General features: G+C 72.3%; 22 protein-coding genes and 1 tRNA gene. 12 read left to right on the forward strand and 11 right to left on the reverse strand.

Going from position 1 to position 24038, the window contains the following annotated elements:
- Positions 1–9: 9 nt before the first annotated feature.
- The gene (locus ACIGDI_RS37775) at positions 10–630 is read left to right on the forward strand and encodes a hypothetical protein (RefSeq protein WP_399906604.1); all 621 of its coding nucleotides are present in this window, start codon (positions 10–12) and stop codon (positions 628–630) included.
- Positions 631–874: 244 nt separating this feature from the next.
- Here ACIGDI_RS37775 and ACIGDI_RS37780 read toward each other — a convergent pair whose 3' ends face one another.
- From ACIGDI_RS37780 to ACIGDI_RS37790, 3 genes are all read right to left on the reverse strand, one after another.
- A complete protein-coding gene (locus tag ACIGDI_RS37780; protein ID WP_272176570.1) occupies positions 875–1864 on the reverse strand; it encodes a DUF5926 family protein in 990 nt (329 codons plus the stop codon).
- A 121-nt stretch (positions 1865–1985) separates the two neighbouring features.
- Positions 1986–2633 carry an ATP-binding protein gene (locus tag ACIGDI_RS37785; protein WP_063824473.1) on the reverse strand — a complete coding sequence of 216 codons (648 nt, stop codon included), beginning with the start codon at positions 2631–2633 and terminating at the stop codon, positions 1986–1988.
- A 146-nt stretch (positions 2634–2779) separates the two neighbouring features.
- Positions 2780–3607, reverse strand: coding sequence for a glycerophosphodiester phosphodiesterase (locus ACIGDI_RS37790; RefSeq protein ID WP_399906606.1), 828 nt, complete (start codon positions 3605–3607; stop codon positions 2780–2782).
- Positions 3608–3863: 256 nt separating this feature from the next.
- On the opposite strand from ACIGDI_RS37790, the gene ACIGDI_RS37795 reads away from it, so the two are divergent.
- Positions 3864–5342, forward strand: coding sequence for a S1C family serine protease (locus ACIGDI_RS37795; RefSeq protein ID WP_399906608.1), 1479 nt, complete (start codon positions 3864–3866; stop codon positions 5340–5342).
- 109 nt (positions 5343–5451) lie between these two features.
- Positions 5452–5538 (forward strand) — tRNA-Ser (locus ACIGDI_RS37800).
- Between the two features lie 142 nt (positions 5539–5680).
- Here ACIGDI_RS37800 and ACIGDI_RS37805 read toward each other — a convergent pair.
- The 4 genes from ACIGDI_RS37805 to ACIGDI_RS37820 form a co-directional block, all read right to left on the reverse strand.
- Positions 5681–6247 (reverse strand): Uma2 family endonuclease, encoded by a 567-nt coding sequence (locus ACIGDI_RS37805; RefSeq protein WP_399906610.1) that lies wholly within the window; start codon positions 6245–6247, stop codon positions 5681–5683.
- Positions 6248–6515: 268 nt separating this feature from the next.
- Positions 6516–6890 (reverse strand): hypothetical protein, encoded by a 375-nt coding sequence (locus ACIGDI_RS37810; protein ID WP_399906611.1) that lies wholly within the window; start codon positions 6888–6890, stop codon positions 6516–6518.
- Positions 6847–7266 (reverse strand): hypothetical protein, encoded by a 420-nt coding sequence (locus ACIGDI_RS37815; protein ID WP_399906613.1) that lies wholly within the window; start codon positions 7264–7266, stop codon positions 6847–6849. The genes ACIGDI_RS37810 and ACIGDI_RS37815 overlap by 44 nt, the downstream gene beginning before the upstream one ends.
- A 170-nt stretch (positions 7267–7436) precedes the next feature.
- Positions 7437–7775, reverse strand: coding sequence for a YciI family protein (locus tag ACIGDI_RS37820; protein WP_399906615.1), 339 nt, complete (start codon positions 7773–7775; stop codon positions 7437–7439).
- A gap of 420 nt (positions 7776–8195) precedes the next feature.
- Here ACIGDI_RS37820 and ACIGDI_RS37825 point away from each other — a divergent pair, with 420 nt between their 5' ends.
- Positions 8196–9137: an NADP-dependent oxidoreductase gene (locus tag ACIGDI_RS37825; protein WP_399906617.1), complete on the forward strand. Its 942-nt coding sequence runs from the start codon at positions 8196–8198 to the stop codon at positions 9135–9137.
- 45 nt (positions 9138–9182) lie between these two features.
- The gene (locus ACIGDI_RS37830; protein WP_399906619.1) at positions 9183–9677 is read left to right on the forward strand and encodes a hypothetical protein; all 495 of its coding nucleotides are present in this window, start codon (positions 9183–9185) and stop codon (positions 9675–9677) included.
- On the opposite strand, the gene ACIGDI_RS37835 is transcribed toward ACIGDI_RS37830, so the two are convergent.
- Together ACIGDI_RS37835 and ACIGDI_RS37840 are read right to left on the reverse strand one after the other, a co-directional pair.
- Positions 9665–10123: a hypothetical protein gene (locus tag ACIGDI_RS37835; RefSeq protein WP_399906620.1), complete on the reverse strand. Its 459-nt coding sequence runs from the start codon at positions 10121–10123 to the stop codon at positions 9665–9667. The genes ACIGDI_RS37830 and ACIGDI_RS37835 overlap by 13 nt on opposite strands.
- A 155-nt stretch (positions 10124–10278) precedes the next feature.
- Positions 10279–11148: a bifunctional DNA primase/polymerase gene (locus ACIGDI_RS37840; protein WP_399906622.1), complete on the reverse strand. Its 870-nt coding sequence runs from the start codon at positions 11146–11148 to the stop codon at positions 10279–10281.
- Positions 11149–11507: 359 nt separating this feature from the next.
- Here ACIGDI_RS37840 and ACIGDI_RS37845 point away from each other — a divergent pair, with 359 nt between their 5' ends.
- The 6 genes from ACIGDI_RS37845 (at position 11508) to ACIGDI_RS37870 (ending at position 17143) form a co-directional block, all read left to right on the forward strand.
- Complete coding sequence (locus tag ACIGDI_RS37845) at positions 11508–11819, forward strand: hypothetical protein (RefSeq protein ID WP_200704156.1); 312 nt, start codon at positions 11508–11510, stop codon at positions 11817–11819.
- A gap of 275 nt (positions 11820–12094) precedes the next feature.
- Positions 12095–12997 carry a bifunctional MaoC family dehydratase N-terminal/OB-fold nucleic acid binding domain-containing protein gene (locus ACIGDI_RS37850; protein ID WP_399906624.1) on the forward strand — a complete coding sequence of 301 codons (903 nt, stop codon included), beginning with the start codon at positions 12095–12097 and terminating at the stop codon, positions 12995–12997.
- Positions 12998–13027: 30 nt separating this feature from the next.
- Positions 13028–13453, forward strand: a complete 426-nt coding sequence (locus ACIGDI_RS37855; RefSeq protein WP_399906626.1) for an acyl dehydratase — start codon at positions 13028–13030, stop codon at positions 13451–13453.
- A complete protein-coding gene (locus ACIGDI_RS37860) occupies positions 13450–14616 on the forward strand; it encodes a lipid-transfer protein (RefSeq protein ID WP_399906628.1) in 1167 nt (388 codons plus the stop codon). Before ACIGDI_RS37855 ends, ACIGDI_RS37860 begins: the two co-directional genes overlap by 4 nt.
- Before the next feature lie 170 nt (positions 14617–14786).
- Positions 14787–15344: a SigE family RNA polymerase sigma factor gene (locus tag ACIGDI_RS37865; protein WP_399906630.1), complete on the forward strand. Its 558-nt coding sequence runs from the start codon at positions 14787–14789 to the stop codon at positions 15342–15344.
- A 119-nt stretch (positions 15345–15463) separates the two neighbouring features.
- Positions 15464–17143, forward strand: a complete 1680-nt coding sequence (locus ACIGDI_RS37870; RefSeq protein ID WP_399906631.1) for a long-chain fatty acid--CoA ligase — start codon at positions 15464–15466, stop codon at positions 17141–17143.
- Positions 17144–17233: 90 nt separating this feature from the next.
- Here the strand turns inward: ACIGDI_RS37870 and ACIGDI_RS37875 are convergent, their stop codons facing one another.
- Entirely contained in the window at positions 17234–18439 is a 1206-nt protein-coding gene (locus ACIGDI_RS37875; RefSeq protein ID WP_399906633.1) for an MFS transporter, read from the reverse strand.
- Between the two features lie 126 nt (positions 18440–18565).
- Between ACIGDI_RS37875 and ACIGDI_RS37880 the strand changes: the two genes are divergently transcribed.
- Positions 18566–19150, forward strand: a complete 585-nt coding sequence (locus tag ACIGDI_RS37880; protein ID WP_399906635.1) for a TetR family transcriptional regulator — start codon at positions 18566–18568, stop codon at positions 19148–19150.
- Positions 19151–19163: 13 nt separating this feature from the next.
- Here the strand turns inward: ACIGDI_RS37880 and ACIGDI_RS37885 are convergent, their stop codons facing one another.
- Entirely contained in the window at positions 19164–23747 is a 4584-nt protein-coding gene (locus tag ACIGDI_RS37885; protein WP_399906637.1) for a PAS domain-containing protein, read from the reverse strand.
- Positions 23748–24038 lie beyond the last annotated feature (291 nt).

The raw sequence follows: 24038 nt of genomic DNA on the forward strand, positions 1-24038 counted from the left end.
TTCCGCTCTATGCCGCGTCATTCCGGGGGACACAGGGCCCCACAGCCGCTCCGCAGCGGGCGAGACCCCCGAAGGATCCGCCTGCTCGCCCTGACGGGCGTCGTGGTGGCGGCGGTCGTGCTGCCGCTGGCCGTGGCGTCGGCGGGGCCGTCGGGGGACAAGGGCAGTGCCGTCGTACGGGCTCCCGCGCGGCGGCCCGTTCACTCCTCGCCGCCCACGGGTGACGCCAAGGCGCCCTCCGCGCGGCCCACCGGCTCTCCCCTGCTGCTCGGTCTGGGCCTGGCCACCGCCGCCCGCTGCGGCCCGTCCCTCACCTCGCCCGACGGCATCGAGGCGCAGACCTGTGTCCTCACCCAGGGCGAGGACACCTGGGCGCGCACCTACTACCGCAACACCACCGGCGACGCCCTGGACGCCGTACTGAGCCTCATGGGGCCCGGCGGACGCACCGTGCAGACGAACTGCGCGGTCGGCGCCGAGGACGAGCCGGGGATGTGCGAGACGCCCCGGGAGCGGACCCGGGGGACGCCGGACGACTACTCGGCCGTCGCGGAGTTCGCGGCGAAGCGCGCGAGGGGGCCGCTGCTGCTGCGGTCGGGAAGCAACTCCGGCTCTGCGATGGACAGTTGACGGAGGAGGGCGTTCCGTAAGGGATCCGCGGGCATGAAAAGACCCGGTTGCTGGCGACGGGGGATGCACCAGCAACCGGGCTACTGGAACGGTAACAAGAGATCCGCGGTTCGCAAATTCGATCCGGGCTTTCCGGTCACGTATTTGCTTGATCCCGACGGGACTTGTGAGCGGAGCCACCGCATGCGGACGAGCCGGCTCGGCTGACCGGTGGGTCAGCCGAGCCCGATTTCGTCACGGCCTGTCAACTGAGCGTGACCTGCCGGTTGGTGAGACCGCCGCGCGCGCGACGCTCGTCCGCGGTCAGCGGCGCGTCCGAGGCGAGGGCGCCGGCGAGCCGCTCGGCGAACTCGGCGGCCGGCTTCTCGATGTCCTCCGCCGTGACCGGACTCGGCAGGTCCCAGACCGGCACGATGAGCCCGTGAGCCCGGAAGGAACCCACGAGGCGGGTGCCTTCACCGAGGTGCGAGCGGCCCGCCGCGTGCAGGCGCGCGAGGGCGTCCAGAAGCCGCTCCTCCGGATGCGGCATGACCCAGCGCAGGTGGTTCTTGTCCGGCGTCCGGCACCAGTACGCCGCGTCCACGCCGGTCAGCTTCACGGTCGGGATCGCCGCGGCGTTGGCCCGCTCCAGGGAGGCGGCCACCTCCGGCGTCGCGTTCTCCGCGTCCGGAACCCAGAACTCGAAGCCCTCGTGCACAACTGGCTCGAACGCGCCTTCGGGATCGAGCAGGTCCTGCAGCCGCGGGCCCTCCGCGGGAGCGCGCCGGCCCTCGACCGGCGTGCCCGGCTCGGCGGTCAGCGCGCGCTGGAGGGTGTCGGCCAGGTCGCGGCTGATGTCGCCCGAGGCCGTGTCGTTCTGCAGGCCGAGCAGCACCGAGCCGTCGTCGCGGCGCAGCGCCGGCCAGGCCATCGGCAGCACCGTGGCGAGCGTGACCGACGGGACGCCCTCGGGGAGGCCGTCCTTCAGGGTCAGCTCGACCGTGGCCGCGGGCACCAGCTCGCGCAGCGCCACCCAGTCGCACTCCCCGGGCAGGCCCTCGAAGGGGCGGTGCACCAGCTCGGTCACCGCCTGCGCGGCGGCCCTTCCGTGACAGGCCTTGTAGCGGCGGCCGCTGCCGCAGGGGCAGGGCTCGCGCGCGCCGACGACCGGAACGTCCCCGTCAGCGCCTGCGACGCGGGATCCGCCGGTGTTCTGAGGCTGCTTGGCCTTCGTTGGGGGTCGCTTCTTGGCCATCGTGGGTGTCTCCCGGTTACGGCTCGTCTGTACGGCGGGAGCCTAGCCGTTCACGCCATGGGCGACGGGATCCTGTGGACGAGCACGCCGGGCCGGGGCGGCGCCGCCGACGGTGGCCGCGCTAGTCCAGGTCGTCGAACGCGTCCGCGAAGTCCAGGCTCGGCATCGCCGGGATCCGGGACACCGTCGGCGCAGTGACGCGCGTAGCGAAGTCGTCGCGGCGGTGCCCGGCATCGGGATCATGAACGTCCTCGTGGACCACGACCCAGACGGTGACCTCGCCGCGGGCGTCGTCCCGGACGCCCCAGTCGTCGGCCAGCGCGGTGATGATGTTCAGGCCGCGGCCGCCGTGCGCGGTGACCGAGGGTGTGGCCGGAGCCGGGCGGGTGGGCCCGCCACCGTCCGTGACCTCCACCGTGAGCCGGCCGCCGCGGTCGACGCGCCAGGCCGCGCGGACGTCACCGTCCCCGGCCAGGGCGTCGCCCAGGGGCCGACCGTGTTTGCACGCATTGCTCAAGAGTTCGGAAAGAATCAGTACGGCATCGTCGATGACCGCCTCCGAGACGCCGCCCCTGCGCAGTTGTTCGCGCATACGGTGTCTCGCCTCCCCCACGCCCGCAGGGCCATGGGGTACGGCCATGCTCGACGACGTGGGCACCTCCTGTGCCACCACCAACGCCACCCCCGAGACCTCCTTTGCCCCACGCCACGGTGTGGATGCCCCATTGGCCTGTACCGGAAACCGGCCAATGCACGCGCGGTGACGCATTCGAAACGATCGAATACGGACCGAACGCGCCGGAGCACTCCCTGTAGTCGTGTGGCTGGTTTTCGACGGTGTCCGGAAACGGAGGATGGTGCCAAAGGGGTGGAAGGGTCAAGAGTTCTTCACAGGTCTTTACCAGTGACACACCATCAACGGTCGAGTTGGCGCAGCACCGCGCGCGGCCGGTTGGTGATGATGGCGTCGACGCCCAGCTCGACGCAGAGGTCGACGTCCTCCGGCTCGTTCACCGTCCACACGTGCACCTGGTGGCCGGCCCGCTTGAGCCGCTCGATGTACGCCGGCTGGTTGCGCACGATGCGGATGGAGGGGCCGGCGATCCGGACACCCGCCGGGAGCCGTCCGTCGCGCAGCCGCGGCGAGACGAACTGCAGCAGATAGACCGTCGGCAGGGTCGGCGACGCGGCACGCACGCGGTGCAGCGAGCGCGCCGAGAAGCTCATCACGCGCACCGGGGAGTCGGCGGCCGACTCGGGGGCGTCCAGGCCGAACCGCTTCAGGAGCATCAGCAGCCGCTCCTCCACCTGTCCGGCCCAACGCGTCGGATGCTTGGTCTCGATGGCCAGCTCCACGCGCCGCCCCGCGTCCGCGACCAGCTCCAGCAGGCGCTCCAGGGTGAGCACGGAGGTGTGCTCGGGGCCCTCGGGGAGGTACTCCCAGTCGGGCTCCTCGTCGCGCGTGCGGAAGAGCTCCCGCGTCCTGCGCGAGCCGAAGTCCAGGGTGGCGAGCTCGGCGAGCTCCAGCGCCGAGACCGCGCCGCGGCCGTTGGAGGTGCGGTTGACGCGGCGGTCGTGGACACAGACGAGATGCCCGTCGGCCGTCAGGCGCACATCGCATTCGAGGGCGTCCGCACCGTCCTCGATCGCCTTCTTGTACGCGGCCAGGGTGTGTTCCGGGGCCTCCTCGGAGGCTCCGCGGTGGGCGACGACCTTGATCGTGTGCTGCCGTGCGTGGGTCACCGCGTCATGGTGCCACCGCAAGGGGGTAGTCGTGCGATCGGAGGAGCAGAGATTGCGTCCCTTTTGCGCGTCATGACCTATATAAAGAATGGCCGCGGACCCACAGGCACCGCTTATGGTGCCCTGACGGCTCATGGGAAAAGCTGACGGCATACAAAAGGACATGCACAGCTGCAGCGCGCCGGACCGTCGACAACGAGAACGGGCGTGACCGAGTGCGACCGAGAAGAACAGCCGTGGATCGAGGAGAGAAGCTGTGAGCACCGAGAACGAGGGCACCGCGGTACCCCCGGCCCCGTCTGCACCCCCCGTGCCGGTGGACGCTCCCGCTCCCTCGGCACCCGCCACCCCCGAGGGGAGCGACCGTACGGCCCCGCTCCCGCCGGTGCCTCCGAGCGCCCCCGGCGCTCCGGAACAGCACCCGATGCACGCGGGCCACGCCCCCGCGTACGCCTCGGCGGAGTCCGGCGGTGCCCAGCAGGGCTCCGGGGGATCGGCCCCGGACAGCTCCTGGCCGCCCCCGCCGCCCGCGACCCCGTCGTACTCGGACGGCGGCAGCGGCTCCCACGGGGGCTGGGGCTCCACGTACGAGCCGCAGCCCTCGCCGAAGCACAAGTCCGGCCGCGGCGGGCTCGTCGCCGCGATCCTGGTGGCCGCGCTGGTCGCCGGCGGCCTGGGCGGCGGCCTCGGCTACACGCTGGCCAAGAACAACGACGACAACTCCGGCTCCACCACCGTCTCCGCCTCCACCAGCGGCGGCGCGGTGAAGCGGGACGCCGGCACGGTCGCGGGCGTGGCCGCCCGGGCGCTGCCCAGCACGGTCACCATCGAGGCCGAGTCCACCAGCGGCGAGGGCGGCACCGGAACCGGCTTCGTCTTCGACACGCAGGGCCACATCGTCACCAACAACCACGTCGTCGCGGACGCCCTCGACGGCGGCAAGCTGACGGCGACCTTCCCGAACGGCAGGAAGTACAACGCCGAGGTGGTCGGCCACGCGCAGGGCTACGACGTGGCGGTCATCAAGCTCAAGAACCCCCCGTCGGACCTCAAGCCCCTGACGCTGGGCGACTCCGACAAGGTGGCCGTCGGCGACTCCACGATCGCCATCGGCGCGCCCTTCGGCCTGTCCAACACGGTGACGACCGGCATCATCAGCGCCAAGAACCGTCCCGTCGCCTCCAGCGACGGCACCGGCTCCAACGCCTCCTACATGAGCGCCCTGCAGACGGACGCCTCGATTAACCCGGGCAACTCCGGCGGACCGCTGCTGGACGCCCAGGGCAACGTCATCGGCATCAACTCCGCCATCCAGTCCACCGGCAGCGGGGGCCTCGGCGGCTCCAGCCAGTCCGGCTCGATCGGCCTCGGCTTCGCCATCCCGATCAACCAGGCCAAGTACGTCGCCCAGCAGCTGATCAAGACCGGCAAGCCGGTGTACGCCAAGATCGGCGCCTCCGTCTCCCTGGAGGACTCCACCAACGGCGCGAAGATCACCGACTCGGGCACCGGCGGCTCCTCCTCGGTGGAGTCCGGCGGCCCGGCCGCCAAGGCCGGTCTCAAGCCGGGCGACGTCATCACCAAGCTGGACGACAGGGTGATCGACTCCGGCCCCACCCTGATCGGCGAGATCTGGACCCACAAGCCCGGCGACACGGTCACGATCACCTACGAGCGGGGCGGCAAGTCCCACACGGTCCAGCTCACCCTGGGCTCCCGCACGGGCGACAGCTGACCCACCGACCCACGCGCGCGTACCTCCCCGGGTTCGCGACATCTGCCCCACGCGCGCGCGTGCCAACCCGTTACTCTTGTCCCCGCGCCGCCGATCACGAGCGGCGCGGGGAGGCGTGCCCGAGCGGCCGAAGGGAACGGTCTTGAAAACCGTCGTGGCAGCGATGTCACCGTGGGTTCAAATCCCACCGCCTCCGCGCTGAGAGCAGTGAGAACGGCCTCTGACCTGGGTGTTTGGTCAGGGGCCGCTCTCGTGCCTGGCTACTGTGACTGCCCGATGTTCCCCGCGCGCCATCCCGTGGTTTCCAGCCCGATCGGGCACGCGTGGGGCAACGGCTGTCAGATCTGGCCCAGGTCGATCTCCACCGGGAAGGGGGCCGCCACCTTGAGGACACCGGTGAACACGTCTCCGTCCCGGTAGGCCTTCGTCGCGGGGTCGAGAACGTAGGTGTACACGAGGGGAACGCCTGTCGCGGCCTGCTCGATCCTCCAGTAGAAGGCGATGCCTGCCTTGGCGTACTGATCGACCTTCACGATCCGGTCGGTGGTCTCCGAGCCCGGCGACACCACCTCCGCGACCAGCAGCACGTGCTCAGGGCGGGTCGGGGTGATGTCGATCGTGTCTGCGCGGTACACGACGACGTCCGCACGGCGATTGGTGAGCGGGACGTCCTGAAGCCGGACGTCGCAGTCCGTGTCGGCATTCCACTCCGGGCCCGCGGCGGCATCCAGGGCGTTCGCCACAATCCGGGCCAGCCGGTTGTGCCGCTTGGACGCACTCGGACTCACGACGACCATCCCGTCCACAATCTCGATGCCGGCAACCTGCTCCTCGGACCAGGAGTCGTACTCCTCCGCAGTGATCTGCTCATGCATCCACGCCGGGGCAACCATCTCGGCCGTCATGAAGCACCTCCCGGACACTGTGCTGCGGGCCCGATCCCGCTGGGTTCAGCGTACTGTCCGCCATCCTTGCAGCACGCTGGCCGCCGTCCCCATCGGCCGTCGTCCGCGCAGGGGCCGAGGCTGCTGCATGGGCGAGATGGAGCACGTCACAGGCGCCCGCTATGCGCCCGGCTGGGTCGCCGTACTCATGCTGGTCCTCGCGATCACCGCCGTGGCGATGAAGGTCGTCGCCCACAACCCCTCACACGATGCCCGCCGAGCCCACTGGTCAGGCCTGGGCCACGATTTCAGCCCGCAGACGGTCGTACTCGGCGATCGCCTGCGGCACGTCGTCGAAGTAGTCATCCCAGAACCCGGGGCGCTGCCACTCCGCCGGTGCGAGCGTCAGCCTGCCGTTATCGAGCCCGGCGACCCAGCACGTCGGAACACCTTCGCGGACGATCGTGAACATGGCTGCGTCCCAAAGTCCCGGGGTCTCTCTGTACCCGTCGCCGTAACCCTGCTCCGGTAGACGCAGGAGGACCTGACGTGGGTTGGTGACGATCTCCAGGACGGGATACTCCGCGCCGATTCGAATGCCCGGATGGTCTCGTACGATCTCACGGCTGATTGGGCTGACGATCTGGTGGCAGCGAACGATCACAGCCGGAGCGTAGAGGACGCTTCTTCGACGTGATCGGTGGGATGGCCAGTTCTTCTGGAAGTGATGGCCCTAGACCTCTCACGGTCAACCCCGGTTCACCCAGCCCAGTCATCCACGCGCGGATCCGCTCGATCGCGTCCTGCCGCTGCGTTCGGGTGAAGGTGAGGGCTTCCTCGGCCGCAGGGAGCCGCGCCTGGACTTGTTCGGCATCCAGCAGGAAGTCCCCGAACCAGCCTGGCAGTTGCAGCACCGCATCGGGACCAAGTGCGCAAGCCAAGGCCGAGAACGGGCTGGCCTTGCGTGCCACGGCCGCGAACAGACCCTCATCTCCCTGGGGCGGGAAGTGGTCCATTACGGCGTCGCGCAGCGCCTCCACCGGATCGGAGTCGTCATAGCAGCTGTCGATGAAGGCGCTCAGCCGGAAGGCATCGTCGTCAGCGATCCAACCGTCAGGAGCGGTCGTGGACGCGCTGAACAGATGCCCGCCTGCCTTGCTCCGCCACCAAGCTTGCCGGACACACGATCACGCACGCCCGGATCGGTGACTCAGCTTTCCGGGTCGTACATGATCTCGCGTACCTCCTGTGCGCACCGGCACGCCTCGGCGATCTTCGCGGCCCACCTCAGCGCCTCCTCGCGCGTCGGGACCTCGATGATCGCGAAACCGCCGACGACCGCTTTGGTCTCGGGGAACGGTCCGTCCGTGACCGTGCCGTCGGGGGCCACGATGTTCGCCCGCTGGCGCTCGATTCCGGCGCCGAAGATCCAGACGCCGGCCTCCTTGGCCTCCTTGACCACCCGGTGGGCTGCCTCGCCAACCGCCGAGAGTTCCCCCTCGAGGAAGTCCATCGATCCGTCGTCGAACGAGATCAGGTAACGCGCCATCGTGGTCGCCCTCCTTGTGTGGCGGCCGGTCGGCCGCCTCGTCGCTGCTCCCAGTAGGACGGATTCCGCGGCAGCTTCTCATCGGTGGGGCGAGTGATCACGGCGACGGGCTTGCGGGGTGGTGGTATTGATTTGGGCATGACGGATGAACGGCCGGGGGCCGGGCGAGCGCGATCGCCGTGGGCGCGTCGCGGGATGCGGTTCGGGTTGGGGCTGCTTTGGCTGGGCGGGGCCGCCGTGGGGTCGCATCTCTGGCTGAACGAGTCATGGACCACGGCCGCCGTGCTCGCCGTGTCACTGGCCTGCATGGGAGTGGTCGTGCAGGAGGTCGCGGACCGCAGGGTCGACTGAGCGACAGGCAGGATGGGGAAAGCACCGCGTGACCCGTGACCTCCTATGCCGAGGAGCCGAGGAGTTGTGATGCGCACCGCCCGTATGCACGCCATCGTCCAGTCCGCGTTCGGCGGTCCTGAAGTGCTCGCCTACACCGAGACCGACGTACCGGAAGTCGGGCCCGGTGAGGTGCTGTTGCGGGTGGCCGGCGCCGGGGTCAATCCGGGCGACGCCGTGCTGCGGGCCGGCCGGGTGCCGGAGTTGGTCACGCTTCCGTGGACGCCGGGCAACGACGTGGCCGGAGTGGTCGAGCGGGTCGGCGAGGGCGTGACGCGGTTCGTGCCGGGCGACGAGGTGTACGGCATGCTGGCGCTCGCCCGGCGCGGCGCCTACGCCGAGTACACCGCCGTACCGGCCGACACCCTGGCGTTCGCGCCGAAGAACCTCGACCTGGCGCACGCGGCGGCCGTGCCTCTGGTCGCGTTCACCGCCTGGCAGGCCCTGGCCGTGCTGGCACGGGTCCGGCCCGGCGACCGGGTGTTGATCCACGCGGCGGCGGGCGGTGTCGGGCATGTGGCGGTGCAGCTGGCGAAGGAGTTCGGCGCGTACGTCATCGGTACGGCGCGGGCGGCCAACCACGACTTCCTGCGCGAGCTGGGCGCCGACGAACTGATCGACTACACCGCCACCGATTTCCGCGCCGCCGTGACCGACGTGGACGTGGTCCTTGACCTGGTCGGGGGCGCGTACGGCCCGCGTTCCCTGGACGTGCTGCGGCCGGGAGGGCTCCTCATCGGCGCGTCCATCGATCCGGGAACGGACGAACAGCGGGCCGCCGCCCGGGGGCTGCGCTACGTGTGGGTCACCGCCGAACCGTCCGGTGAGGTCCTGGAGCGGATCACCGAGCGCATCGCGGAGGGCCGACTGAGGGTCGCCGTCCAGGAGACGTATCCCCTGGGCGAGGCCGCCGAGGCCCACCGCGCGATCGAGGCCAAGCGCACCACAGGCAAGATCGTCCTCGTGCCGTGAGCAAGCGGCGGGAACGGTTCCGCCGGCCCCGCTGTCTTGCAGGTCATGACAACCGAGCGTCCCCGTCTCGCCTTCCTGACCTGCGCCCTCGCCCTCGTACCGGCTCTGCTCCTCACCGCGTGCAGTTCCGGTGCGGCCCCCGAGGGCTCCAAGGCCGCGCCCGGGCGTAGTTCGAAGTCCGCGGCCGTCCAGCGGGAGAAGGAGCTCGCGACGGCGGCCCGGGCCGGCCTCGCCGCGACCTCGAACGACGCCCCGCTGGTGTCCGGCCTGGACCGCGTGGCGGACGGCGTCCAGGACGCGCTCGGCCTGCCGAAGGGCAGCGGCTACCGCGTCACCGTGGCCTGCGCGGGCCGCGGAACCGTCGAGGTCGGGTTCGTACCGGCCCGCACGGCGCCCGCCCGGCGGGTGTCCTGCGACGGCGTCCCGGTCTCCACGCGCTTCGCGGTGAAGGCGGCCGGGACCAGGATCGACGTGCAGGGCGGCCGAGGGGCCGCCGGGGTGATCGCCTGGCGCGTCGACAAGGTGCGTCAGAGCTCGTAGTCCCGCGCCAGCCCCGCCCAGTCCACTTCCCGCAGCTCCGCCGTCGCCTCGCACTCGTACGGGACCTCGGTCGTCGGCTGGAACCAGACGACCGTGAGTCCCGAGCGGTACAGGACCGGGTCGTGCGCGGGGTCGAGGGGGCCGGAGCGGAAGGAACCGACGCAGGCCACCGGCGGCAGGATCTCCACGGGGCCGAAGGCGCCCGCGTACTGGTCGGGGTACTCGCGCGGCGGCGCGACGAAGTGGATCGGACCGGTGGGGAAGGCGCGTTCGGCGGTGTGCAGCAGGCCCTTGATGCGCATGTCGTTGACCGGCTTGCAGGGGTAGCCCTCGAGCATGCCGCCGTACGTCGACGAGAGCTTCAGCTCGGTGAGGTCGACGGAGCGGCCGGAAGTGAGGATCACGCGGGTCAGCGACATGGTCCGCACTCTAGGGCGGTGGTGCATCGAGGTCCTTTTGTTTTCCGTGCCGCCCGGAGGTGCGGACGAAGGTGTCTCCGCGCCGCCCAGAGGTCCGGACGAGGTGCTTCCTTGCCGCCCGCCCAGTGGTCCGGACGAGGTGTTTCCTGACCGCCCGGACGTCCGGGCGACGAGCCGTCGTGTCAGGCCCGATGCCCCGTCATCCGGGCCGCCGACGCGATCGTCGCGCGCGCCTCGCGTTCGGTCAGGCCGGTGTCGAGTGCCGCGTCGACCAGGGGGGCGACGAGGGCGGGGCCGATGCCGTTCTCGTAGGCGCGGCAGGCGGCCCAGAACAGGCGGGTGTTGCGCTGGCCCTCGTGGGCGGCGAGGACGAACTGGACCAGGCCCTGCCCGTGGTCGCCGGCCGAGGGGTGGGTCGAGGGGTGGGTCGGGCGCGGTGGCGGCAGGAGCAGCCGCAGCAGGGCCGGCGGGCAGGCGGCCGGGGCGAGGTGGGCGGTCCCGGGAGCGGCCGTGTAGACGCCGTGGTCGGTGCGGGAGCCCGGGCCGACGAGGTAGCCGCCGGCGCCCCGGATGTCGATGCCGGGGGCCAGGCGGCCGGCGGAGTTGGGGACGGCGGTGTCGGGCGGTCCGGTCAGCCAGAGGTGGCGGCCGCCGCTGGGGGTGAGCACGACGACGGTGTCGGGGATCGTGAAGAGGTGGCGCAGGGCCAGTTCGCACAGGGCCGCCGAGGAGTCGGTGCCGGACTTGGTGTCGAGGTCGATGCCGATCAGGTGGTGGGGCGGCAGGCCGCAGGCGATGCCGTAGCCCGTCGCCCAAGGGGCCGCGGCGAACAGTTCGCGGATGCGCGCCGGGTCGGCCGAGGCGTCGTACACGCCGTGGCCGAGGCGGCCGCACTCGCCGTGGCAGGGCCTGGGATCGGGGTCGTCGCGGTGGGGGGAGCGCAGGGCCGGGAGCTTCGTGCGGGACAGGGGGATGACGGCCAGTCCGCGCTCGGCGGCTGACAGGGCGTGTGCGAGGGCCAGCGTCGTGGCCTGCCGGTCGGTGGTGGCCATGCCTCCATGTTCGTACGTACGTTCGAAAAAGGGAAGGGGAGTCGGGGTCGACGCGCCGGGGTGAGGGGAATGGCCGGAAAACTGCCGTAACGCTTCGCCCCTTGTGCGGCATGGGTCCGAGTGGCTCGTATTGCCCTGGTTCGGGGGGTCGAAGTAGCGAAAGGGGTTTATCGACTTGTCGTAGCACTTGAGTGGGAATCGGTGCTTCCGGGGTGGTTCGCCGGGGATTCGGTGGGCAACTCTGGTCTCGCGACGTCGTGCACAACCGCCGGGGTGGTCGGCCAACTCCCCTGGCAGCAGCCGTACTTGACGTACCTGACGTACTTCCGGCAAGGAAGCCGGGTTCTGGAGGAAGAAACATGGCAAGCATCCGTACCGCCCGCGTCATCGCCGCCGTCTCCGCCCTCCCGCTGGCAGCCGCCCTCTTCGCGGGCGTCGCGGCGGCGGACAACGGCGCCTTCGCGGACGACGGATCGAACGCGGGCGTGGCGAGCGTCGTCGGCAGTGGCGTCGGCCACGACAACCACGGCAACTCGTCCACCACGCAGCAGAACGCGGTCGGCTCCGGCGCCTCGAACCAGAGCAATACCGCACAGGTCAACGGCTCCGCGTTCACGGCCATCCAGCAGGGGAACGAGAACGTCGCCATCCACTTCGGCCATCTGTGGTGAGCCGCCGGCTCTGACCCGGGGGAGGGTCCCGTGGTGTGCTCCGTGGGGGGTTGGGGGTGACATGTCTGCGCGGCGGTACTTCGGTGCCGCCGCGCAGGCGTTTCCGTATGCGGTGACGCGCAGACGTTTCCCTGTGCGGTCACGCGTGACGCGCAGGAGTTTCCGTATGCGGTCACGCATGGCGCGCAGGCGTTTCCGTATGCGGTGAAGCGACCTTGACACCGCATCAGATCTGACGGACAGTCAGAAACCTCTCAGGAAGCGAGGGGGCGACGGTGGGCGTGGACGAGCTGGGCGCGCGGCTGAAGGCCTACGAGGGACGGGCCGCCACCGTCGCCGGTACGGGCAAGGACCCCGTCAACCTGCCCATGATCCGGCACTGGTGCGAGGCGATGGGCGACACGAACCCCGCGTACACCGGCCCGGACGCCGTGGCCCCGCCCACCATGCTCCAGGCCTGGATCATGGGCGGCCTCTCCGGCCACGGCGGCCACTCCGAGGCGTACGACGAGCTCAGCGCGCTGCTCGACGAGGCCGGCTGCACCTCGATCGTCGCCACCGACTGCGAGCAGGAGTACCTGCGGCCCCTGCGCCCCGGCGACGAGATCACCTTCGACTCGGTGATCGAGTCGGTGTCGGACCGCAAGACGACCAAGCTGGGCACGGGGTACTTCGTCACGACGCGGACGAACGTCCGCGTGGGCCCCGACCTCGTCGGCACCCACCGCTTCCGCGTCCTGAAGTACGCCCCCGCGCCGCGTCCCCGCAAGCGGCCTCCGCGCCCCCGCCCGGTCGTCAACCGCGACAACGCCGGCTTCTGGGAAGGAGTCGCCGAACACCGCCTGCTCATCCAGCGCTGCACCGGCTGCGGCACGCTCCGGTTCCCCTGGCTGCCCGGCTGCAACCACTGCGGCTGCCCGGACTGGGACACGGTCGAGGCGAGCGGCGAGGGGACGGTCTACTCCTACGTCGTCATGCACCACCCGCCCTTCCCGGCCTTCGATCCGCCTTACGCGGTCGCTCTCGTCGAACTCGCCGAAGGCGTCCGCATGATCAGCAACGTCGTCGGACTGCCCTGCGACAAGGTGCGCACGGGTCTGCCGGTCCGGCTCGAATTCCACTCCTATGACGAGGAGTCGACACTGCCCGTCTTCCGCGCCCTGGAGGAGGCCGTATGAGGGAGCAGGTCCGATGAGGGAGCAGAACCGATGAGGCGGGACACCCGGTGGCGCACCGGAGACGAACTCCCGCCGCTGGAGATCCCCGTCACCCGCACCCTGATCGTGGCCGGCGCCATCGCCTCCCGCGACTACCAGGACGTGCACCACGACGCCGAACTGGCCCGGCGGAAGGGCTCCCCCGACATCTTCATGAACATCCTGACCACCAACGGCCTGGTCGGCCGCTACGTCACCGACCACTTCGGCCCGACGGCCGTGCTCCGCCGGGTCGCCATCCGGCTCGGAGCGCCCAACCACGCCGGCGACACCATGGTGCTGACGGGGACGGTCGAACGGGTCGACGGCGACACGACGACGGTCCGGGTGGTCGGCGCGAACGGCATCGGCGACCACGTCACGGGCACGGTGACGGTGACCGTGCCGCCCGGGACGCCGTCGGGAGGTGCCGGATGAGCGCGCGCACCCGCGACACCCTCGGCGGCCGCGCGGCGATCGTCGGCATCGGGGCCACGGAGTTCTTCAAGGACTCGGGCCGCAGTGAGCTGCGGCTGGCCGTGGAGGCCGTGCGGGCCGCGCTCGACGACGCCGGGCTGAGTCCCGCCGACGTCGACGGCATGGTCACGTTCACGATGGACACCAACCCGGAGATCACCGTCGCCCAGGCGGCCGGGATCGGCGAGCTGTCCTTCTTCTCCCGTGTCCACTACGGCGGCGGGGCGGCCTGCGCGACGGTCCAGCAGGCGGCGCTCGCCGTTGCCGCCGGCGTGGCCGAGGTGGTCGTCTGCTACCGGGCGTTCAACGAGCGCTCGGGCCGCAGGTTCGGTTCCGGGGTCCAGCACCGCGAACCGTCCGCGGAGGGCGTGGCGCTCGGCTGGGCCCTGCCGTTCGGGCTGCTCACTCCGGCTTCCTGGGTGGCGATGGCGGCCCAGCGCTATCTGCACGTGCACGGGCTGACGCCGGAGGCGTTCGGGCAGGTGGCCGTGGTCGACCGGAAGTACGCGGCGACGAATCCGGCGGCGTACTTCCACGGCCGCCCGATCACCCTCGCCGACCACGCCGCCTCGCGCTGGATCGTCGAGCCGCTCAGACTCCTGGACTGCTGTCAGGAGACAGACGGCGGCCAGGCGGTCGTCGTCACGTCCGTGGAGCGCGCCCGCGACCTGCCGAACCGGCCCGCGGTGATCGCGGCGGCCGCCCAGGGCGCGGGGCGCGGCCAGGAGCAGATGACGAGCTTCTACCGCGACGACCTGACCGGCCTGCCGGAGATGGGCGTGGTGGCCCGGCAGCTGTGGCGCACCTCCGGGCTGACGCCGGCCGACGTGGACGTGGCGATCCTGTACGACCACTTCACGCCGTTCGTCCTGATGCAGCTGGAGGAGTTCGGGTTCTGCGGGAGGGGCGAGGCGGCCGATTTCGTCGCCCGGGAGGTGCTGCCGATCAACACGCACGGGGGACAGCTCGGGGAGGCGTACCTCCACGGGATGAACGGGATAGCGGAGGGCGTACGGCAGCTGCGCGGGACGGCCGTGAACCGGGTGCCGGACGCGGAAAGGGTGCTGGTCACCGCGGGTACCGGCGTTCCGACGTCCGGCCTGGTGCTCACGGCGGACGGCTGAGTTCCACACCGTTCCCGCGGCCTGCCCGCAGGGGTCATCCCGCAGTGACCCTCATCCGCTCGTCCACCTTCAGGAGGTGCAGCCGGCCCCACCCCTACAACCTGAGGCGGACCCGGCTTCGGGACCTGCGGCCGATGAGCGGAAGGTGCACCCGCTCATAGCGTGGAGCCATGACCACACCCGTCTGCACCAGCGCTTCGACCGCCGCCGTCCCGGCGACGCAGACTCTGCCGTACCCGTCGTTCTCGTCGTACGTCAGGGCCCGGCAGCCGGTGCTGCTGCGCACCGCCCGGTCGCTCACCGCGAACCCGAGCGACGCGGAGGACCTGCTGCAGACCGCGCTCACCAAGACGTACGTCGCCTGGGAGCGGATCGAGGACCACCGGGCGCTGGACGGCTATGTGCGCCGGGCCCTGGTGAACACGCGCACCTCGCAGTGGCGCAAGCGCAAGGTCGACGAGTTCGTGTGCGAGGAACTGCCCGAGCCGGAGCCGGTGCCGGCCGGTGACGACCCGGCCGAGCAGCAGGCGCTGCACGACGCGATGTGGCGGGCGATCATGAAGCTCCCCGACCGGCAGCGGGCGATGGTCGTCCTCAGGTACTACGAGGACCTCAGCGAGGTCCAGACGGCCGAGGTGCTCGGCGTCTCCGTGGGAACCGTGAAGTCGGCGGTCTCGCGCGCGCTCGGCAAGCTCCGCGAGGATCCCGAGCTGGGCCTGGTGCGGTAGCGCGGTACCCGCGATCGGGTCGGTTTCCGCCACCGTGACCTGATCGATCACCGGCAGCTAGTGACATACCGCTCGGTATGTGCGCAGAATCAGCGCGAGCCCCTACTACCGCGTAGGCAATGTCGCCCCGGGAGGACGCCGTGCTGAGCACCATGCAGGACGTACCGCTGCTGATCTCGAGGATCCTGACTCACGGGTCACGGGTCCACGGCACGTCACAGGTGACCACCTGGACCGGGGAGGGCGAACCGCACCGCCGCTCCTTCGCCGAGATCGGGGAACGCGCGGCGCAGCTGGCGCACGCCCTGCGCGACGAGCTCGGGGTGACGGGCGACGACCGTGTGGCGACCCTGATGTGGAACAACGCCGAGCACGTCGAGGCGTACTTCGCGATCCCCTCCATGGGCGCGGTCCTGCACACCCTGAACCTCCGGCTGCCGCCCGAGCAGCTGGTCTGGATCGTCAACCACGCGGCCGACAAGGTCGTCGTCGTCAACGGATCGCTGCTGCCGCTGCTCGCGCCGCTGCTGGACAAGCTGCCGACGCTCGAGCACATCGTGGTCTCCGGCCCCGGCGACCGGTCCGTGCTCGCCGACGCCTCCGCCCGGGTGCACGAGTACGAGGAGCTGATCGCGGACCGGCCGCGCACCTACGACTGGCCGGAGCTCGACGAACGCACGGCCGCCTCCATGTGCTACACCTCCGGCACCACGGGCGACCCCAAGGGCGTGGTCTACAGCCACCGTTCGATCTACCTGCACTCGATGCAGGTGAACATGACCCAGTCGATGGGGCTGACCGACCAGGACACCTCCCTGGTCGTCGTCCCGCAGTTCCACGTCAACGCCTGGGGCCTGCCGCACGCGACCTTCATGACCGGCGTCAACATGCTGATGCCGGACCGCTTCCTGCAGCCCGCGCCCCTCGCCGAGATGATCGAGGGCGAGAAGCCGACCCACGCGGCCGCCGTCCCCACCATCTGGCAGGGGCTGCTCGCCGAGCTGACCGCCAAGCCGCGGGACGTCTCCTCCCTCGTCCAGGTCACCATCGGCGGCTCGGCCTGCCCGCCCTCCCTCATGAAGGCCTTCGACGAGCTGGGCATGCGGGTCTGCCACGCCTGGGGCATGACGGAGACCTCCCCGCTGGGCACGGTCGCCCGCCCGCCGGCCCACGCGGTCGGCACCGAGGAGGAGTTCGCCTACCGCCTCACCCAGGGCCGCTTCCCCGCCTCCGTCGAGGCCCGTCTCACCGGCCCCGGCGGCGAACGCCTCCCCTGGGACGGCGAGTCGGCGGGCGAGCTGGAGGTCCGCGGACCCTGGATCGCCGGCGCCTACTACAACGGCCCCGACGCCGAACCCCTGCGCCCCGCCGACAAGTTCAGCGAGGACGGCTGGCTGAAGACCGGCGACGTCGGCACCATCTCCGCCGACGGCTTCCTCACCCTCACCGACCGCGCCAAGGACGTCATCAAGTCCGGCGGCGAGTGGATCTCCTCGGTCGAGCTGGAGAACGCGCTGATGTCCCACCCGGACGTCGCCGAGGCCGCGGTGGTCGCCGTACCGGACGAGAAGTGGGGCGAACGCCCGCTCGCCACGGTCGTGTTGAAGGAGGGCTCCACCGCCGACTTCGAGACCCTGCGCGCCTTCCTCGCCTCCGACGCCTGCAGGATCGCCAAGTGGCAGCTCCCGGAGCGCTGGTCGATCGTCGAGGCGGTGCCGAAGACGAGCGTGGGCAAGTTCGACAAGAAGGTGCTGCGCAGGCGGTACGCCGAGGGAGACCTGGACGTCACCCAGCTCTGACGCACGGACGCGCCGGGCGGGACTCCCGAGGAGCCCCGCCCGGCGCGCACCCGTACCGTCGTCGCGGTCACCGTCGTACGACGGCGGTGGTCACCGTCGTACGGCCGTCGTGGTCCAGCCCAGCAGCAGCCACACCCCCGCCACCGCGCACACCCCGCCCCAGCCCCAGTGGCTGAAGGCGAGGCCCGCGAGGGCCGAGGCGGTGGCGCCGCCCGCGAAGCCCGCGACCACGTAGGCGCTGTTGGCGGTGGCCGGGGTCGAGGTCGTCGTCAGGGCCAGGGTCTGGTTGGCGACGTGGGAGGCGACCAGGGCCGCGTGGATGGCGATCGCCGCCGCGAACAGGGCCACGAGCACCTGCCCGCCCAGCCGGAAGAGGGGCACGGAGACGGCCGCGAGCAGATACGCGGACCGTACGACCCTGGCGGCGCCGAAACGGTCCACCAGCCCGCCCGCCAGGGGCGCCACCACGCTGGCCGCGAGCCCGAAGAGGCCGAACAGGCCGGCGGTGGCGGTGGAGTAGCCGTAGGAACCGCCCGTCAGCAGCAGGGCGAGCGAGGTCCACAGCGCGCTCCAGGCGCCGTACATCCCCGCCTGCCGCACGCAGGCGCGCCACAGGTCGGGCGAGCGGCGGACCACCGAGGGCATGGCCAGCAGCCCGGCGAACAGCGACCCCCGGCGGTTGCGGGGCTCCGTGGGCAGGACGGCCGCGGTGGCCAGGCCCAGCACGGCCGTCAGCACCGCCGCGCCGACGAACACCGTCCGCCATCCGAAGGTCTGCCCGACCAGCCCGCCGAGCACCCGGGCCGCGACGATTCCGGTGAACAGGCCCGCGATGACGGCCGCGACATGGCGGGCGCGCCGGTCGGCGGGAGCGCGCTGGGCGACGAGCGGGACCAGGAGCTGCGGGACCACGGTGGCCGCGGAGGCGACCAGGACGGCCGCGGCGAGCGCGGTGGTCCCGGCGGCCGTGGCGCCGGCGATCAGGGCCGCCGTGGTGACGACCGACAGGACGGCCACCAGGCGGCGCCGGCTGACGCTGTCGCCGAGCGGCGCGAAGAAGAGCAGGCCGGCCGCGTAGCCGAACTGCGCGACCGAGGCGATCCAGGCCACCGCCGACGGGGTCGAGCCGAAGTCGCGCGCGATGAGGGGGAGCAGCGGGGCCGCGAGGTAGATGTTGGCCGCCGTGACGGCGGTGCACAGGGCGATGAGGGGGAGCAGCAGGCGACCGGCCAGGCCGTCGGCGGGGCGGCGGGGGGCTGTGGTGCGGGCTCGGGCGGCGGTTGTTGTGGAGGACATGGGCGGACGGACTCCTTCGAGCCAGCTCTAGCAACTAACTGGTTGGTTGGAATGGTGAACAGTCTGGGACGCCGTTCGATTCCCTGTCAACCAAACGGTTGGTTACTTGCCCGCTACCCTGTCCTCATGGCAGCAGTGAGGGACCCCGAGGCCACCAGGGCCCGGATCTTCGAGGCGGCGGTCGCCGAGTTCGCCCGGCACGGCATCGCGGGCGCCCGCATCGACCGCATCGCGGCCGAGGCCAAGGCCAACAAGCAGTTGATCTACGCGTACTTCGGCAACAAGGCCGAGCTGTTCACGCAGGTGCTGGGGAAGGTCATGCTCGACCTGGCCGTCGCCGTCCCCGTCGACCCGGACGACATCGAGGGCTGGATCGACCGCCTGATGGACTACCACGAGCAGCACCCCGAGGTGCTGCGCCTGCTCTTCTGGGAGGGCCTGGAGTACGGCGCCACCGCCGAACTCCCCGACGAGGCCGAACGCCAGGAGCACTACCGCCGCAAGGTCGCCGCCCTGGAGGACGGCCAGGCGCGCGGTGTCGTCACCGACGCCATCCCGCCCCGCGACCTGCTGTTCCTGCTGATCGCCGTGGCCAACTGGGCCGCGGTCGTCCCGCAGATGAGGCGCATCCTGGTCGGCGCCGAGACCACCGACCGCGACCGCCTGCGCGCCTCGGTGCGGGAGGCGGCGCGACGGCTGGTGGCGAAGTGACCGCCGCCTACGGCTAGTTCGTGCCGATCCGGGCCAGCAGGTCCACGATCCGGGCCTGCACCTCTTCACTCGTCGACCGCTCCGCGAGGAACAGCACCGTCTCCCCGGACGCCAGCCTGGGCAGGTCGGCCTGGTCGACGGCGGCGGTGTAGACGACGAGCGGGGTTCGGTTGAGCTGCCCGTTCGCGCGCAGCCAGTCGATGATCCCGGCCTGCCGGCGGTGCACCTGCATCAGGTCCATCACGACGAGGTTGGGCCTGAGCTGCCCGGCCAGCGTCACGGCGTCCGCGTCACTCGCGGCCCGCGCCACCTGCATCCCGCGCCGCTCCAGCGTCGCGGTCAGGGCGAGCGCGATCTCGGCGTGCTCCTCGATGAGCAGCACCCGCGGCGGATGCTGCTCGCTGTCCCGGGGCGCGAGCGCCTTCAGCAGTACGGCGGGGTCGGCGCCGTAGGCCGCCTCGCGCGTCGCCTGCCCGAGCCCCGCGGTCACCATGACCGGCACCTCGGCGGCGACGGCCGCCTGCCGCAGCGACTGCAGCGCCGTCCGCGTGATCGGACCGGTCAGCGGGTCCACGAACAGCGCGGCCGGGAACGCGGCGATCTGCGCGTCGACCTCCTCGCGCGAGTGCACGATCACCGGCCGGTAGCCGCGGTCGCTGAGCGCCTGCTGGGTCGTCACGTCCGGCGCGGGCCACACCAGCAGCCGGCGCGGGTTGTCCAGCGGCTCCGGCGGCAGCTCGTCGTCCAGCGGCTGCGGCCGCGGCGGGTCGGCGACCTCGACGGCCCCGCCCGGCCCGTCCAGCGGCTCAGGCCCTTCGGCGGCGTTCTCGTCCGGCGCCCCTATGGCGTACGACCGTCCGGTGCCCTCGGTCGCCTGCGCGAGCCGGGACTGCCCGGCCAGGGAGGGCTGCGGCTGCGGCTGCGCCGCGGACTGTGGCTGCTCTGCCGCCGCGGCGGCGTCGGGCCGGGTCCCCAGCTTGCGGCGCCGGCCGGAACCCCCGGGGTTGTGCGGTGCGGGAGTCGCCGTCGGCTGCTGAACCTGCGCGGCCTGCCGGGTGAACGGCACCCCCTGCCCCAGCGTCCGCACGCTGATCGCCCGCCCCTGCGTCGAGTTGGGGTCGACGGGGGCGGCCGCGTCGGCGGACAACGGCTGAGCGACACCGCGCGTTCCGGGCTGCGCCTGTCCCACGCCGGTCACGCTGGCCGTGGCCTCGGCGGGGGGCTGGACGGCGGGGGGCGGGGTGGGCGCCGCGGGCTGTGCGGATTGGGGGAGCTGCGCCGGCTGCCCGGGCTGGGCGGGCTGCGGAGGCTGTGGGGGTACGGGGGTGGTGGCGCCGTTGGGCGGCACGGGTGAGGCGGGTACGGCACCGGGGGGTGCCTCGGCCGGCAGGGGCTGGCCGGGGGTGGGGGTGCCCGGGGGGATGGAGGCGCCGGGGGGCAGCGGGGCGCCCGGAGGCACGGGGCTGCCCGGAGGCACCGGCGTGGCTTGGGTGCCCGGTGCCGGGAGGGGCGGGGTGACGGCCTGGGCGGGCGCGGGCTGCCCGGGTGCGAGCGGGGTCGCCGTCGGGTTCGGGATGGGGGCGCCCGGCGTCTGGGCGGCGGGCGCCGCCTGGACGGGAGCCGGCTGGCCGGGGAGTGCCTGGGCGGCGCCGGGCCGGCCGGGGGCTGCCGGTACTCCGTGTGCCTGCGCGGGCCGGCCGGGAACACCCTGGACCGGTACTGGCTGGCCGGGGGCGCCCTGGACCGGGATGGGCTGGCCCGGCGCCATCTGCACGCCCCCCGGCAGCGCGCCCTGCGCGGGCACGGCCACGGGCTGCTGGGCCACGGCCTGCTGGAGCTGCGGCTGCTGTCCGGGCGCAACGGCCTGACCCGAGGGCACCGGCTGCCCCTGCTGTCCTGGCGTAACCGGATGCATCGGCTGACTCGGCTGCATCGGCTGCATCGGCTGCATCGGCTGACCCGGCATCGGCATGCCGGTCGCCGGGCCGCCTTGCTCGGCGGCGGCCTCCTGTGCCGGCACTCCCTGCGCGGGCGTCCCGGCCGCGGCCGCGGGCTGTGCGACGGCACGGCGACGGCGGCCCGTAGGAGCGCTCGTGGGATGCGGCTGGGGCGGGGTGTGGTCGCCGGACTGGTCGTGCGGCACGGCGTCGTGACGGCCGTCGTCGATCAGGGCGTCACCCGCGACGTCCTGACCGCTCTGGCCGGGCAGCTGCGGCTGCGGGCCGGGAACCTGGGGCTGGACCTGGCCGGGAATCTGGGGTTGCGCCGGCGCGGCGGTCACCGTGCCGTCGGGCGTCCGGTCCGCCTCAGCCGGGGGCAGGGCGAACACCGTGCGGGGGCCGGCCTCCTGCGCGGCGGCACGCTCGTTCGCGGCGGCCAGGGCGCGCCGACGGCGCCCGGTCGGCTGGGTGCCCTCGGCGGCAACGGGCTCGCCGGACTGGTCACCCGGAGCCGGTTCACCGGCCGGCGCGGGGGCCGCGGGCAGCGCCGCGGGCAACGCCTGTTGTGCCCCGCCGCCGTGTCGGGCGCGGCGCCCGCCGGGCGCGGGCACGCCCTGCGGCGGAACGGTGCCGCCCAGGCCCGTACCGGCGGCGGCGGTTCCCGCGGCATGCTCGGCGGCCATGACGACGGCACCCTCGGCGGCGACCCCGTCACCGGCGCTCTCGGCCGGCCGCCCGCGCCGCCGCCCGGTGCCGCCGGACACCTCGAGGGCACCCGAGGCCGCGGCGGCGGCCGACTCCTCGACGGCCCGCCGCCTGCGCCGCCCGGTGGGCACACCGGCCTCCGCGTCGGCGGTGGCGGCCTCGCCGCTCTCCCCCGTGACCTCGCTGTCCAGGAAGGCGTCGACGGAGGACCGCCGGGCCCGCCGCCGTCCGCCGCCGGAGGTGTCCTCCGCGGCGGGCGCCTCGACAGGGGCCTCGGCCACGACGGCCCCGGCCCCGCCCCCGATGGGCACCTCCAGCACGAAGGCGCTGCCGCTCATCCCCGGCACTTCGTGGGTCTGCAGCACACCACCGTGGGCGCGCACGATCCCCCGCACGATCGGCTCGTGCACCGGGTCTCCCCCGGCGTACGGCCCGCGCACCTCGATCCGTACGACCTCGCCGCGCTGAGCAGCGGCGACGACGACGGTGTTGTCCATGTAACCGCCCGCGGAGACGGGCGCGTTGCCGGTCGCGTCCACCCCGGCGACATCGGCGATGAGGTGCGCGAGCGCGCCCGCGAGCCGCTGCGGGTCGACCTCGGCCTCGATGGGCGGCGCGTGCACGGCGAACTGCACGCGTCCGGGCCCGATGAGCTCGACGGCATCGTCGACACCGGCCGCGACGACGGCGTCGAGCATGACCTTCGTACGGGTGATCTGCTCACTGCCGGCGTCGAGGCGCTGGTAGCCGAGGACGCTGTCGATGAGCGTCGTGATCCGCGAGTACCCGGCGGACAGGTGGTGCAGCACCTGGTTGGCCTCGGGCCACAGCTGCCCGGCGTCGTCGGCGGCGAGCGCGGCCAGCTCCCGCCGCAGCTCGTCCAGCGGCCCCCGCAGCGAACGCCCCAGCAGCGTCAGCAGCTGCTCGTGCCGCCCGGCGAGAGCCTCGTACCGGTCCTTCTCCCGCTCGCCGAGCGCGGCGTACCGCTCCTCGCCGGCGGCGAGCTCCTCCTCGTGCTGCTCCTGGAGGTCCTCGACTTCGTTGAGGTGCTTCTGCCGCAGGGCGGTGAGCTCCGAGGCGTGCTCCTCGTCGATCCGCTCCAGTTCCTCGGCGTGCCGCTTCTCCAGCGCGGCCTTCTCCTCGGCGAGGGCGTCGTAGGGCCGCCGGTCGGTGAAGGTCATCACGGCGCCGACGAGCTGGTCGCCGTCGCGCACGGGCGCGGTGGTGAGGTCGACGGAGACGGGCTCCCCGTTCTTTGCGAACAGCACCTGCCCGCGCACCCGGTGCTTGCGCCCGGAGCGCAGGGTGTCGGCGAGCGGGGACTCGTCGTACGGGAAGGGGGACCCGTCGGCACGCGAGTGCAGGACGAGTGTGTGCAGCTCCTTGCCGCCGAGATCGCTCGCCCGGTAGCCCAGTATCTGAGCGGCGGCCGGGTTGACGAGCACGATCCGCCCGTCGGTGTCCGTGCCCACGACGCCCTCGGCCGCGGCCCGCAGGATCATCTCGGTCTGCCGCTGCGACCGGGCCAGCTCGGCCTCGGTGTCCACGGTGCCGGTCAGGTCGCGCACGACGAGCATCAGCAGCTCGTCGCCGCTGTAGCCGTAACCGTCGTACGCCTGCTGCCCGTTCTCCAGGTTGGCGCTGGTCACCTCGACGGGGAACTCGGTCCCGTCGGTCCGCCGGGCGATCATGCGGGTCGGCTTGGTCCGGCCGCGCGGGTCCATGTGGTCGGGCCGTCGCATGGACCCGGGGATGAGCTTGGAGTCGAACTGCGGCAGCAGGTCCAGCAGCCCCCGCCCCACCAGAGCCGTCCCCGGAGCCTCGAAGGCCTCCAGGGCGATGGTGTTGGCGTTGACGACGGTCCCGTTGGCGTTGACCAGCACCAACGCATCGGGAAGCGCGTCGAGTATGGCTGCGAGGCGAGCAGCGCCTCGGGATGGCCTGCTGCTCACGAGACGCTTCCTCCCTGTTACCGCACCTTGCCGACCGCTCGGGCCATCTTGCCAACCGTCCCGCGGCGTGTCACGCGGGGGAGTCTACGGGCACCGGTTGCGCCCGCGGCGCCGGATGAGAGGGAGGTCGCACGAGGAAGTGAAGCAGAACATGTGACCGTATCTTCCGGCCCCCGGCCTGGCCTGGGCGACTTTACGGAGCCGTGGTTTCCGCCGGGCGACGAAGCCCACGTCCGCCGACGGCCGGCGCAGGAACGTCCCCTTACGGACGTCCCTGCGGCCGCAGATCCG

It is taken from the genome of Streptomyces sp. NPDC085900 (genome assembly GCF_044540925.1).
Classification (GTDB): Bacteria; Actinomycetota; Actinomycetes; order Streptomycetales; family Streptomycetaceae; genus Streptomyces; species Streptomyces gilvifuscus.